Raw genomic sequence first — 13,283 nt, forward strand, 5'->3', positions numbered from 1 at the left:
TTATTGCCGAATAGAATAGGGTTAATGTCGAACGAACATCAATAACTGTCGGACGAGGCCACATTAGTGTCGGACACAAGATATCATATAGCACGCCCTAAATCTCACCACCGGATCAAATAAAACCAAAACAAAACCCTAGAGCTTCACACTCTAGGGTTCTAAACCTAACTATTTAAATTGTTTCAACAGCCATAGCCGCACGCTTAACTCTAATAAAAATGAGTCATCTGCTTCGACTAGTGTAAGGCCGGTTAAGTTTTCGATGTTGCGTAAGCGGTACAAGAGTGACTGGCGATGCAGGTTCAATGCTCGTGCAGTTTGGCTAACATTGCCTTTATATTTTTGATACGTCATAAATGTATGAATGAGGTCTGTTTGTCGCCTGCGATCATACTCAATCAAAGGTTCAATTGTCTCTTGCACCGTTTTGATCAACGAGTCGTTGCTGGCGACGTTCATGAGTAGTCGATTAACCTTCGTTTCTTCAAAAAATGTCCGCTCGCCGAAGCCGTGTTCTTCTGTATGAATATCTAAGGCTGTACGCGCTTCGTGGTAACTTTCGTAAAATGACTGTAAGCCTTGGTTATGAAGTCCTACTCCCCATGCGAAATATACGTGCGCCAACTGGTCGTGCAATCTTCTTTCAACCATATCTAAAAAGTGATTGACCGTTTCTTGATAGCCATTCTCCTCAATTTCTAAAAATATAATGACTTCACCTTCATCGAATGACGACATTGTTTTGCGTTCCAACTGCTGACTGGCGTGAGTCACTTCTTTTTGAACGTAATAGTTTAAACTGTGCAGTGACGAGCGTCCAGGTTGATCTTGAGCGTCATCCCACGTCGGGTCATCCTCTTCGACAACACGGAAGTCACCGACTAAGCATGCATATGGTAAGGCGAGGTCATAACCTAACAACTCACCTTTTGACAACATTTTCGCATCGAGTGGCGTGTCATCTTTAGCTAGCTGCAAAACGAAATTGTCTTTCAACCTGATCTCAGTCATTTCCACCGCATTTTCAGTTAAAAAATATAACGCACAAGCTGTTAAACCGTGCTCTAAAGCATGCATCGTAAACCAATTCAGTTCATCAGGCTTTTCTGGCATAAACAACAAATAGCCCTGCTTTTTATTATTTGAAAAAATCGTTAACTCATAGCACATCTTCCCATTAACATTGTATTGGTCCAAATGGTGGTAAAGTGGATGTTCTGCTAAAGGGACATCTGGCTTTTCTAATTTCTCAACAGAAATGTCACCCTCATCATTTAAAGCCTCAATAACAGTCGAGTCAAAATCACAGTTGGCTCTCACATTCTTTTCATCGTCACTGATTGCTACTGGGATTTTAATCGCTTCATACAACAAATCCATTAACTCTTCTAAAGAACTGCCATTTAAAACACTGTTCGTTAACGTTTGCCGTAAATTTTCAGCTTTTTGCCTTTTTTGTTCGTTCTGTTCATTAATTGTTTGCAATACATCATGAATAACGTTAGAAAAGCGGGTTTTCCATGGGACTTCAATTATGGGGAAGTTATGTGTTGAAGCAAGTTCCAAAATATCTCTAGGAATGTTGGATACGTATCGACCCGTTGAAACAGTCAGAGCCGTTGCACCAGACTGAATCACATCATCGACAAACGATCGAAACAACGCTGGGTCTTCCTCACACCCCATTCCAGTCGTTAACACAAACTCGTGCTTTCTTACGAAGTTTTCAACTGGCACTTCGATGACGGAGATCCACTCAATAAGTTTATGTGCTAAGTCTTTATGACCAGTATGAACGACTGCCTCTTTCATCACATCAAGATCCAACACATCACTTACTCGCATACCCATGTGATCACCCTTTTTCTCTTTTGACATCTTTGTATTAATTATAGTGACAAACTAAACATACAGTCAATTTAGAAAATTGAAATATTTTGTAATACCTTCTTCCCTAATTGTTGGTATAGAGTTTACTTTTTCGTAACAATTACGATTTAATCCTTTACATGCACTATTTATTTTTAGATAATTTATTCTAGCAAATATTACAATCTATTAATCAAGTCATATTAGCGATAGAATAATGATAGAATATAAAAAAGAGATTAAGGAGTTTAATTATGAAAGGGTTTCTTCGAGAAGGGGTTATTTACGCGCTTTTGTTTCTCATATTTTTCGCCTTTTTATTTGCCGATACAATGGCTCTAGATGACCGTTTAAATATACCAAGTCGCGTTCTAGATTTTAATACGATTTTCTTAAGTATTTTTCTAGAAGCGATTCCGTTCGTATTACTTGGTGTGTTCGTTTCATCGATCATTCAAGTATTCGTATCCGATCAAACGATTCAAAAGTACATACCGTCTAACCCACTTGGAGCAATTTTCCCAGCGGTTATTGCGGGTGCTGTTTTTCCGATTTGTGAATGTGCGATTGTTCCGATCGTAAGACGTCTTATGCAAAAGGGTATGAAACTGCACGTCGCGATGGTTATTCTCGTGTCGGCACCTGTTTTAAATCCTATTGTACTACTATCCACATTTTATGCATTCTCATCGGACTTAATCGTCGTTTATGCTAGAATGGGGTTAGCATTTATTATCGCAATGTTAGTGGGTTTAGCTATTTATGCGATCTATCGAAACAAAACGAATCCACTTCGTGAACAGTTCGGTGCTATTACACATGAACACCAAGCGAACCATTCGTTTACGCAAAAAATAAAAGATATTTTCTATCATGCTAGTGATGAATTTTTCACGATGGGTAAATTTCTATTAATTGGTGCAGCATTTGCAAGCTTTATCCAAACATTTTTAGCACGTGAAGTGTTAGTCCAATTTGGTATGGATCCGTTCTTAGGGCCTGCTGTTATGATGGCATTTGCTTATTTCTTATCATTATGTTCAGAAGCAGATGCGTTCGTTGGTGCTTCATTAAGCCAAATTTTCTCAACGTCATCGATCGTTGCTTTCTTAGTATACGGGCCAATGATGGACTTAAAGAACACGCTACTAATGCTAGCTTACTTTAAAGCACGTTTTGTCTTTACATTAATTGCTGTGGTCACATTCATTGTGTATCCAGTCATTCTCATATTCCAAGCCTTAATGTTTTAGGAGGTATTTTAGTTGAGTAAAACAACTCATTTGTTTATCCGTGGCGTTATTTTACTAGGTTTTACAATGCTATTGTTCAAACTTATTTGGACAGGTGACATTAATCGATTTATCGCCCCACGCATGATGCCGTACTTTTACTTTGCTTTAGTCGTCATGGCCGTATTAGGGACGATTCAATTGTTTAGAAATGATAAAGATGATGACCACGATCACCATGAATCGTGTCATTGTGCACATGATCATGATTATCAAGGGTCTAAGAAAAAATTCACGTTCATTTACGCGTTGTTTATCATCCCTATTTTTACAGGGCTGTTATTTTCGAGTCATGCGTTAGGTAGTTCACAAGCACAAATGATGGGCTTTAAACATGAACTGCGTCTTGCAACAGAAACTGGTATTTACGCTAATAACGAAGAAAGTCAGCAAGTCGCTCAGCAAATTGAACAAGACCGTGAAGAAAGTGCAACTGAAGATGAAAACAATGAACCAAATGCTAGCAGTCCATCTGAAACCGATGAAGATGAAGTCCCTGAAGAGTATCGCGAGCATGATGAGGAACGTTATGACGGTGGAGATTTGGAAATCCTCACCCCTGAATCGATGTATCCTGAATTAAAAGAAGAAATGCTAGCAACTGACCACATCGTCATGACGGAAGATAATTACGTTGGGGTGATTTCATTACTTGAAGAAAACCCTGATGCTTATGTCGGAAAAGAGCTAACGATCGAAGGGTTTACGTTTAGAGAAGGTGATTTTGAAAACGATCAACTCGTTGTCGGTCGTTTCGGTATTACATGTTGTACAGCTGATGCAGGAATCTTTGGCCTGTTATTAGAAGACAATCGACTCGAAGAAATTCGGGACGACACATGGCTTCGCGTAACAGGAACAATCGAAACAGTCGAATATAACAACTGGCAACTTGCCACCTTAGAAGACATTGAAATAGAAAGAATCGATCAACCTGATGACCCTTACGTATACGAACAATTCGATTATAGTGAACTATAACAAAAGGCTGTTCCCTAAGTGGAGCGGCCTTTACCTTTTTACTTATAGATCACCATCGCAGAAAAATAAAACATCGTACTCGAAAACTTCACATCAATCACTTCAATATGTTGACTGTTTAAAAATTCATTAATCCTTTGATCAAGCTTATCATTGTTCATAGCATAAAACGATTTAACTCTCATTGTTTGCTCCCTTTCTTTTTATGTACCAAACGTTAAGTAACTAATTAATATGATAAAAAATAGTAATGTTTCAAGGTTAATTAAGATGGGATTGGGTTTAATGTTGCGAATCCCTTTAACTGAATTAACTAAACTATCATTGATTAATATAGCGACATAATAGGATAATAGAATAACAAAAGGAATCATCAGTATAACCATCAGAAGTTCTTGAGTATTCCAAAAAGCAATCGCTAAAATTAACGCCCACAAACTTTTCAAGACGTTCGCATACGTTTCAAACGGCTTTGAAAGCATCGACATCATATAATCGCCGTATAATTCTAAGTCGTTTTGAGCCCCTTTATAATTTAATAGAAAAGCAATGTGCCCTGTTTGAAAAGTCATCGTTACTATAATCATCAGTAAGTAAACGGAACCGAAAACAGCCCCTATTAATAGGAGATCAAAATCGACTACCATATATAAAACAATCGGCAAAGGAAGCCATAAAGTGTACATGATCGCCATTAAAATATGGATCAATCCATATTCATTGCTTTTCATCATTTTGGATAAGGTTAGAATCATAATGGAAAACAGTATAACTCCAGTCCAACCTAATATAATAACTGTATTAAGCATTATGATCTCCCTTGGCTTGACGTTTTAATTGACCTTTCCAGATCATATAACCTAATACACCACCAGCAATTGCAAACGTTAGTATAGCTGTAACAAAATCAATTAACCAACTACCCGCGACTAAAGACGAAACTGAAAGACCATACTCAGATAATTGATTATAAATAAAAAAGAGAATCCCAGATATAATCCCCCATATTGCAACAAACTTAACGATATAATCCTTTTTAAACATCAACTTCCTCCCCTAAATCTGCTGAATGAAAATTACACCAGCAAACACCGCAATTAACACCAATCCAGCAAGCGACAACCATTTTCCAACGTTTCCTTTATTGTAAAGAAAGACAAAAATGAAATAAACCGCAACTGCCGCACCGAAAAAAGCATATGCTTCAATTAATTCAGACTGCGTATAAATGTGAGCATAAAAAACAAAGTAAAGCACGAGCGACGCTAACGAAACTAAACCAATTGAATATAAAAGCTTCGAAATACTCATGACAATTCCTCCAATTAATTCCGTAATTTCATTATACAAATTTATTTTGAATATTTCCACATCCATTTCATCCGTAGTTTAAACCATGCTGAGTGATCTTATCCCCCCTATGTTTAAAACTATAATGAAAGAGGTAAACATTCACTAACCTCTCCCATTGAAAGGAGCGATTTTTTATGATGGAACTTATTATATTAATTATTGTCGGTGGCCTAATTGGCTGGGCTGGTGGCCTTTTAATTGGTGGCACACCAGGTGTATTATCGGTAACATTATTGTTGGTTTTATTGGTGCATGGATTGGTCACGGGTTATTCGGAACGTTCGGACCTGAAGTAGCAGGCTTTGCGATTTTCCCAGCCATTCTCGGTGCGATGATTCTCGTTGCAATCTTAAGCTTAATTATGAAAATAGTAAGATAGACCAACACTATTATTTTTATTCATAATTTACCTCCAGTCTCATATAAATTTAGTAACGATACTAGACTGGAGGAATGATGATGGCTAACTCAGCAGAGGTGCAACTATCAGAAGAAGATCTAAAACGTTTCTACGACTTAAATAATGAAAAGCAAGAGATCGAAAAAGAATTAAAACAACTAAAAAAACAAATCCACCACTATTTTGACGAAACGTTTGGCTCAGGTGAAAAGGCAGAAGTGAAGCTTGGCAAATATAAAGCACAACGATCAATTCGAGCTTCTGTAAAATACGACAATGAGAAAACGGTGGAAAAACTAGAAGAGCTCAATTTAAAAGACTTCATCGTTGAAGCTAAACAACCTGATACCGAAAAGCTTGAATCAGCTATGAAACTCGACTTTGTCGATGAACAAGACTTCGCTGAATGTAAACAAGAACGGATCTCCCAAGCGATTACCGTCAAAGAATTAAGCATATAAAAAAGTAGCACGGACCAACCAAAATCCGTGCTACTTTTATTTTACTCACCTAATAGGTAGAAATAATGCGCTAATGTTTCCATTCCTTGATCAAAGTTTTCTAAATGGAAATGCTCATTTGGTGCGTGTAAATTTTCATCTGGTAAACCGAAGCCCATTAAGACAACGGGTATATCTAAAATTCGGTCTAATTCCGCAACAATTGGAATTGAACCGCCACCACGAATGTACGCTGTATCATTTTGATAAACAGTCTCGTAAGCTTGAGCTGCTTTTTGAATTACCGGATGATCAAATGGTGTCACATATGGTTTACCTTTATCAAACGGCTTCACTTCCACTTCAACGCCTTTAGGTGCTTTATCATACACATGCTGCGTTAACTGCTCAACGATATGGTCAGGATTTTGATCAGGTACTAAACGGCACGTAATCTTCGCCGTTGCTTCATTCGGTAGTACTGTCTTAATCCCTTCTCCTTGGAAACCACCGTATAAACCATTCACCTCTAGTGTTGGACGAACCGAAGTGCGCTCAACGTAAGAATAACCTTCTTCTCCATCTAGATCAGACACACCTAACTCACTTTTCAGCTTGTCCTTATTAAATGGCACTTGCGATAATGCGTCACGCTCATCTTGAGATAACTCTGGAATGTCACGGTAAAAATCTTTAACTTGAATGCGATTGTTTTCATCACGAAACGAATCCACGATTTTGACAAGCGCATGAATTGGGTTAACGACACCACCACCATATTCACCAGAGTGTAAGTCGCTATTGGCACCTTTTACATCAATTTGAATACCTGCAAGACCACGTAAGCCATATGTAATCGTCGGCTTACCTTTTTCAACTAAGGCAGAGTCTGATACGACAACTAAGTCAGCCTTCAACATGTCCTCATGCTCTTCAGCAAACTTCGGCAAATTCGGACTACCAATCTCCTCTTCACCTTCAATTAACACTTTAAAGTTTACTGGAGGCTTTTCATCTTGACTAATGACTGCTTCCATTACTTTTAGATGCATAAATACTTGCCCTTTATCATCTGTTGCACCACGGGCATATAATTTGTTATCACGGATTGTCGGCTCAAACGGCTCAGAATCCCATAAATGAACAGGATCAACTGGCTGCACATCATAGTGTCCGTAAACTAAAACTGTCGGCGCATTACCATCTGCTATGTATTCACCGTAAACAACCGGCTTCCCATCTGATTCCATCACCTTAGCTTCATGAAAGCCAATATTACCTAGCTCCTGTTGCACCCACTCAGCTGCACGCACCGTATCGTCATGATACTCCGATAGCGCACTAATACTTGGAATCTTTAAAAAATCTTCTAACTCTTGTAAATGACGCTCACGATTGTCTTTTAGAAATTGAATCACTTGCTCCTTCATCTTCCATCCTCCTACTACGGTTACTCCCGCCAAAATTTAGTATAATCAGCTTTATCTTCAATATTAAACTCAATCAATTGTCTTAGCAATCCATAATCCACTTCATCTTTCCATTTAATCCTGAAAAGTTGGCTCGTAGAACTATACCCAGCCTTCTCGATCTTATTTGCAAATAACTCCATCACCTTTTTCTCAGGCGCAACCGACATATGCGGCTTAGCGATACTAAACCCGATAATAAAAGTTCCATGATCAACAAACATCGGCTGATTCCACTTAACTACTGGCTCAAGCTGCGGAAACTCACCTTGCACCCAAGCTAACACTTCATTCATACGCACACGCTGTTTTTCATCATTTATACTCGCTAAATAATCAGCAAAAACTTCCATAATCAACCTCCTTTTCTCTATTATAATTCAATCAGTGCTAAAATTCATATCGACTTAATTACATTTCATTTCGATTATCGGCGTTCGCTGATAAGTTTTTGTGAGCGCTGATAAACTTATACGGAGCGCTGATAAATTCATGCGGAGCGCCGATAAATTTTTCCGTGCGCTTATAAACTCATGGAGAGCGCCGATAAATTACTCCGAGCGCTGATAAACTTATGCGGAGCGCCGATAAATAAAAAAAGCGCAAGGATTATCTCCCCACGCTTTTAACTCTAACCATTACTCTTCAATAACAAATTCGAATCCAGCTTGTAGCTTAACTTCTTTACCGATTAAAACGCCACCTGTTTCTAATGGAGCGTTCCAAGTTAAGCCGTAGTCCTCACGGTTAACTGTTCCTTCAACATCGAAACCAGCAACCATGTTACCGCCCATAGGGTCTTTAGCAACACCGTTTGCTTCAACTTTAAATGTCTCTTCATTCGTCACGTCTTTAATTGTAACGTCAGCTGTTACTTCGTATTCTGAATCATTTACTTTCTTAACCGACTTGCTCTCTAATGTAATCGTTGGGTAATTCTCTGTATCAAAAAAGTCACCTGACTTTAAGTGGCCGTTACGATCTTCGTTATTCGTTTCAATTGAATCAACTTGAATTGTCGCTTTTACACTTGCGTTTTCTAAGTCATTAACATCCCCACTCACTTGAACGTCAAAATCTTGGAATTCACCCTTCGCCTTTGAAACCATCATGTGCTTTACTTGGAAAGCAACTGAACTATGAACTTTGTCTAATGTAACACTTGCCATAAATAAAACTCCTCCTCTTTTTGTAATTAACTTACTTTATGTAAGCAAGTATATATAATATAGTTAATAAAGTCAAGTAAGCTTATTATTTTCTTTCGAGACTTTTTTCGTTATAATAGGACATAAGAGGTGAAGACCTATGGACCAATTAATCTGCCCAAGATTTGAAAAAGCAATCTCCATTATGAACAAACGTTGGACGACATTAATCATATATCAATTACTCGAAGGCTCACAGCGCTTCTGTGAGATCGAATCATCAATCGGCGTTAGTGGCCGAGTATTATCAGAACGCCTTAAAGATCTAGAGAAAGAAGGCATCGTTATACGTTCAGTTTATGATGAGACGCCAGTTAGAATAGAGTATTCACTGACCAATAAAGGTGAATCGTTGAAGCCAGCCCTAGACCAAATACAAAAATGGGCTGAGACTGGATTGAAACAAGTGAGTAATTCACCCTAGTTAAATGTAATTAAATCGAATGATTTCCAGTAAGTTCAAGTCCTTGACCTAGATCAAGGACTTTTTTTATTGTTATACCTCCAAAACATTTTTGTTTTTTTATACTCTTTTGTCATCCCTCGTCGAAATCATAGTTCTTTCGCCTCCCTAAGTTTTGTCGAAACTAATCGAATTTGTAGACACAAAGTTTCTCAAGTCTTGATACAAAGAGAACACACCGCTATACTAATAATTCTGAATTTTAGTACTTTTGTCACAAGGAAAAGTTTGAATCTGAGACGAAATGGTTATAGGTAACCTTTTAACACTTTAAATAAAGGAGGTTTAATAGAGTAACTTTTGTTTTATTAAAAAAATTATAATGGAGGGAATGCAGTTGAGAAAAGCATTAAGTAAACCGATTCTAATCTTACTCGCTATTTTACTTGTCTTCGGTACAATGGGCTTCTCGCCTGGACAAGGCCAAGGAAAAGGAAACAATCCAAATAACAATGTTGGAGATCTTCAAACTAGCTCAGGTGACCTACAGCGTTTAGGTACAATTCATGGTGAATTTGATCATGAATCAGAAGAGCCAGTGACGGTAATTGTGGAGCTGACTGAACGTTCAGTTCTTGCCGCAAAACATAATAACGAACAACAAGAAAGAGGCGACTTGGCAGCTGTCAGACAATCAGTAATGGATAGCGTTTCTGAAGCTGCGCCAAGTAGTGAATTTGAACGTGAATACGACTACGTATTTAGTGGATTCTCAGTTGAGGTTAAACAAGACGAATTACGTAGCCTAGCTGCTGTTGATGGTATTAAAGCAGTATACCCTAACGTTAAACACCAAGCTGAAGTAATTGAATCAACAGAAATTGGTGCACACGAAGTTTCTCCAAATATGATGGACAGCGCTCCTCATATCGGTGCTGACCAAGCATGGGAAGAGTTAGGTTACACTGGTGAAGGTGTAACAGTGGCAGTCATTGATACAGGTGTTGACTACACTCACCCTGACTTAGAACATGCTTTTGGTGATTATAAAGGATTCGACTTCGTAGATAACAATGACGATCCACAAGAAACACCAGCTGATGATCCTCGCGGTGATTCTACTAACCACGGTTCTCATGTAGCTGGTACAATCGCAGCTAATGGTGCAATCAAAGGTGTCGCACCAGATGCAACTTTACTTGCTTACCGTGTTTTAGGTCCAGGTGGTAGTGGTGCAACTGCCGATGTTATCGCAGGTATTGAACGCGCTGTTGAAGACGGTGCAGATGTTATGAACTTATCTTTAGGTAATACTTCAAACGACCCTGACTTTGCTACATCAGTTGCACTTGACGCAGCTATGGCAGACGGTGTTGTAGCCGTATCTTCTAACGGTAACAGCGGGCCAGCAGACTGGACAGTAGGTTCTCCAGGTACTAGTCGTGATGCGATCTCTGTAGGTGCAACTCAGTTACCATATATGATGTATGATGCATCAGTTACGACACCAAGCGGGCATGCATATGATACATCTGCTGTCATGGGACACCCTGGTGAAGAAGCGTTAATGGCTTTAAATGAGGGTGAATTCGAATTTGAATATGTTGGTTTAGGTTCTACAGATGAAGTTGATGGTGTCGATTTGGAAGGTAAAGTCGCATTAATCGAACGTGGTGAATACGCATTCGTTGAAAAAGCTGAAAACGTAGCTGCTGAAGGTGCAGTTGGTGCCGTAATATTTAACAACGTAGAAGGTGAACAACCAGATGTACCAGGCATGGCTGTTCCAACAATCAAATTGTCACAAGAAGATGGAGCATTAATGCTTCAAGAGTTAGAAGAAGGTAACAATACAGTATCATTTGATATTGCTCAGGATGAAATGTCCGGAGAGTTAGTAGCTGACTTCTCTTCTCGTGGCCCAGTTACTGAAACATGGATGATCAAACCTGATGTTTCGGCTCCTGGAGTAAACATTGTAAGTACAGTTCCAACGCATAACCCTGATCAGCCTCACGCTTATGCTTCAATGCAAGGTACAAGCATGTCAGCACCTCATGTAGCTGGTGCAGCAGCATTACTTGTGCAGGCTAATCCAGATTGGGACACGCAAAATGTTAAAGGTGCTTTGATGAACACAGCTGAAACATTGTATGACTTAGATGGTAATCGTTACCCAAATAACACACAAGGTGCAGGAAGCATTCGTATTGTTGATGCAATTACTACTGAAACATTAATGGCACCAGGTTCTTACTCTTTCGGAACTTTTGAGAAAGAAAATGGTAGACAAGTAGAGCGTCAACACTTTGAAATTCAAAACCTTTCTAATGAAAGAAAACGTTATGACATAGATGTTGAATTTTTTGACGGTGAGGATCACATTAAGGTCATGACGAGTAACAACTTAAATGTTCAACCTGGAAAATCTCAAAAAATCAACATGAACGTTCAAGTTGATGCGAGCGGTCTTGAAGGGGGTTATTATGAGGGCTTAATTACACTAACACATGGTGATGAAGTGATTGAAGTTCCTACTATTCTATTCGTACAAGACCCATACGAAGTTTTCCAAATTGATGATTTATTAGACTTTGGTAACTTTGAGCTGAATAACGGCATATTTGATGTAACATTAGGATTCAACTATGATATTGATTATGTTGATTTCGTAATATATGACGCTGGTTTAGCTGCTGGTGCTGGAATAGCAAGTGTTGGCGCTCAACCAGAAGGGGAGCATGATTACCAAATCGATGCCAGTGGAATATTACCTCTTCTACCAAGCTTATTACCTTCTGAATACTATAACTTTGTCGTGTTTGTTGGTAGCGACGGTGTAGAAGAAGGTTGGATATTAGGCGAATTTGACTTAGATTAAAACAAAAAGGATGAGCTGCGCGCTCATCCTTTTTCATTTATTAATATGGTGTAAATGAACCCTTTAATTGTTCTTTATAGCGTTCTAACTTATTGAAACGTCTAAAGGTTAAAAAAGAACAAACCACAACCACCACTAACATCCACTCATGCTCTTCTCCTCGGTTTCCAATGATGTTATAGATTTTCAAATTATTCATAACTATAACCTCCTTCGATAATCTAATATACATCTTAGTTTGTCTTTATACTACTTAACTAACTCCTCTTTCTCCCGCTTACTCAACTTCTTAATCGCAGCTTCTCGCTTCATTGCCTCTGATTTCGTCTCAAACTCTTCTTGATAAACGAGCTGAACCGGAAGCTTAGCCCGCGTATATTTAGCCGCTTCACCAGCTTGATGCTTAGCCAAACGTGCCGCCACATCATTTGTGTAGCCAGTATACAATGAGCCGTCTTTGCAGCGTAACATATATATGTAAAACATGACCTTAGCTCCCTTACAAAAACTTCACCATATGCTCTTCATCTAAATAACAACCATTTTCTAGCTTCATAGCATTTTTCTCTAAACCAATCGATTCAAATCCGATATTTTCATAGAGTTTTTTCGCTTGAAAATTACTAGAAACAACTGTTAAATAGATTTGTTCTAACTGGTGATCTTCAGCCTTCATTAAAGCATGCTCTAATAACTTTTTACCACAACCACTCCTTCTAGCGCTACTTGTCACATACATCCCAACTACATTACCACGATGTCTCATTTTATAATACTTTTCAAACTGTAACGTTGCCATACCGACTAATTCGTCACCTAAAAAAGCACCAAAATTAACCGCTTGTTCTGACTCAAGCCGTTCAGCAAAAGCCTCAACTGCACGGTCCTTTTCCTCTTCAAAACTTGATGCAAAAGCTTCTGGATTAACTTGCAATGCCTCAAACCTTAACCTACGATAAGCCTCAGCATCTTGAGCATTGAGTA

The 13,283-nt window shown here is 38.6% G+C and carries 16 protein-coding genes and 1 pseudogene; 6 read left to right on the forward strand and 11 right to left on the reverse strand.

Features of this window, described 5'->3' with window-relative positions:
* Window positions 1-171: 171 nt before the first annotated feature.
* The gene (locus A194_RS0109425) at window positions 172-1,854 is read right to left on the reverse strand and encodes a PucR family transcriptional regulator (protein WP_017186602.1); all 1,683 of its coding nucleotides are present in this window, start codon (window positions 1,852-1,854) and stop codon (window positions 172-174) included.
* A 272-nt stretch (window positions 1,855-2,126) separates the two neighbouring features.
* Between A194_RS0109425 and A194_RS0109430 the strand changes: the two genes are divergently transcribed.
* Window positions 2,127-3,125: a permease gene (locus A194_RS0109430; protein WP_017186603.1), complete on the forward strand. Its 999-nt coding sequence runs from the start codon at window positions 2,127-2,129 to the stop codon at window positions 3,123-3,125.
* 12 nt (window positions 3,126-3,137) lie between these two features.
* Window positions 3,138-4,145 carry a TIGR03943 family putative permease subunit gene (locus A194_RS0109435; RefSeq protein WP_017186604.1) on the forward strand — a complete coding sequence of 336 codons (1,008 nt, stop codon included), beginning with the start codon at window positions 3,138-3,140 and terminating at the stop codon, window positions 4,143-4,145.
* A gap of 38 nt (window positions 4,146-4,183) precedes the next feature.
* On the opposite strand, the gene A194_RS20535 is transcribed toward A194_RS0109435, so the two are convergent.
* From A194_RS20535 to A194_RS0109455, 4 genes are read right to left on the reverse strand one after another with little or no spacing between them, the layout of a single operon-like run.
* On the reverse strand, window positions 4,184-4,330 hold the full coding sequence (locus A194_RS20535; RefSeq protein ID WP_017186605.1) for a hypothetical protein: 147 nt from the start codon (window positions 4,328-4,330) through the stop codon (window positions 4,184-4,186).
* An 18-nt stretch (window positions 4,331-4,348) separates the two neighbouring features.
* The gene (locus tag A194_RS0109445; protein WP_017186606.1) at window positions 4,349-4,954 is read right to left on the reverse strand and encodes a hypothetical protein; all 606 of its coding nucleotides are present in this window, start codon (window positions 4,952-4,954) and stop codon (window positions 4,349-4,351) included.
* Window positions 4,947-5,189, reverse strand: a complete 243-nt coding sequence (locus A194_RS0109450) for a hypothetical protein (RefSeq protein WP_017186607.1) — start codon at window positions 5,187-5,189, stop codon at window positions 4,947-4,949. The genes A194_RS0109445 and A194_RS0109450 overlap by 8 nt, the downstream gene beginning before the upstream one ends.
* A 12-nt stretch (window positions 5,190-5,201) precedes the next feature.
* Window positions 5,202-5,456 (reverse strand): hypothetical protein, encoded by a 255-nt coding sequence (locus A194_RS0109455; RefSeq protein WP_017186608.1) that lies wholly within the window; start codon window positions 5,454-5,456, stop codon window positions 5,202-5,204.
* Window positions 5,457-5,632: 176 nt separating this feature from the next.
* Between A194_RS0109455 and A194_RS18045 the strand changes: the two are divergent.
* Together A194_RS18045 and A194_RS0109465 are read left to right on the forward strand one after the other, a co-directional pair.
* A pseudogene (locus A194_RS18045) lies at window positions 5,633-5,877 on the forward strand (GlsB/YeaQ/YmgE family stress response membrane protein).
* Between the two features lie 80 nt (window positions 5,878-5,957).
* The gene (locus A194_RS0109465; RefSeq protein WP_017186609.1) at window positions 5,958-6,359 is read left to right on the forward strand and encodes a hypothetical protein; all 402 of its coding nucleotides are present in this window, start codon (window positions 5,958-5,960) and stop codon (window positions 6,357-6,359) included.
* Between the two features lie 41 nt (window positions 6,360-6,400).
* On the opposite strand, the gene A194_RS0109470 is transcribed toward A194_RS0109465, so the two are convergent.
* The 3 genes from A194_RS0109470 to A194_RS0109480 form a co-directional block, all read right to left on the reverse strand.
* Window positions 6,401-7,768 (reverse strand): dipeptidase, encoded by a 1,368-nt coding sequence (locus tag A194_RS0109470; RefSeq protein ID WP_017186610.1) that lies wholly within the window; start codon window positions 7,766-7,768, stop codon window positions 6,401-6,403.
* A gap of 20 nt (window positions 7,769-7,788) precedes the next feature.
* Window positions 7,789-8,160 (reverse strand): iron chaperone, encoded by a 372-nt coding sequence (locus A194_RS0109475; protein WP_017186611.1) that lies wholly within the window; start codon window positions 8,158-8,160, stop codon window positions 7,789-7,791.
* A gap of 285 nt (window positions 8,161-8,445) precedes the next feature.
* The gene (locus A194_RS0109480) at window positions 8,446-8,976 is read right to left on the reverse strand and encodes a YceI family protein (RefSeq protein WP_017186612.1); all 531 of its coding nucleotides are present in this window, start codon (window positions 8,974-8,976) and stop codon (window positions 8,446-8,448) included.
* Window positions 8,977-9,115: 139 nt separating this feature from the next.
* On the opposite strand from A194_RS0109480, the gene A194_RS0109485 reads away from it, so the two are divergent.
* Both A194_RS0109485 and A194_RS0109490 read left to right on the forward strand, forming a co-directional pair.
* Window positions 9,116-9,439 carry a winged helix-turn-helix transcriptional regulator gene (locus A194_RS0109485; RefSeq protein WP_017186613.1) on the forward strand — a complete coding sequence of 108 codons (324 nt, stop codon included), beginning with the start codon at window positions 9,116-9,118 and terminating at the stop codon, window positions 9,437-9,439.
* A 370-nt stretch (window positions 9,440-9,809) separates the two neighbouring features.
* Entirely contained in the window at window positions 9,810-12,299 is a 2,490-nt protein-coding gene (locus A194_RS0109490) for a S8 family serine peptidase (RefSeq protein WP_423734747.1), read from the forward strand.
* 40 nt (window positions 12,300-12,339) lie between these two features.
* Here A194_RS0109490 and A194_RS20280 read toward each other — a convergent pair whose 3' ends face one another.
* The 3 genes from A194_RS20280 to A194_RS0109505 form a co-directional block, all read right to left on the reverse strand.
* Window positions 12,340-12,498 (reverse strand): hypothetical protein, encoded by a 159-nt coding sequence (locus A194_RS20280; RefSeq protein WP_017186615.1) that lies wholly within the window; start codon window positions 12,496-12,498, stop codon window positions 12,340-12,342.
* A gap of 50 nt (window positions 12,499-12,548) precedes the next feature.
* Window positions 12,549-12,785, reverse strand: coding sequence for a GIY-YIG nuclease family protein (locus A194_RS0109500; RefSeq protein WP_017186616.1), 237 nt, complete (start codon window positions 12,783-12,785; stop codon window positions 12,549-12,551).
* Between the two features lie 13 nt (window positions 12,786-12,798).
* Window positions 12,799-13,283 (reverse strand): GNAT family N-acetyltransferase (locus A194_RS0109505; RefSeq protein WP_017186617.1); only part of this gene is annotated, 485 nt, incomplete at its 5' end.

The organism is Alkalibacillus haloalkaliphilus C5, from assembly GCF_000269905.1.
In the GTDB taxonomy this organism is placed as follows: Bacteria; Bacillota; Bacilli; order Bacillales; family Alkalibacillaceae; genus Alkalibacillus; species Alkalibacillus haloalkaliphilus_A.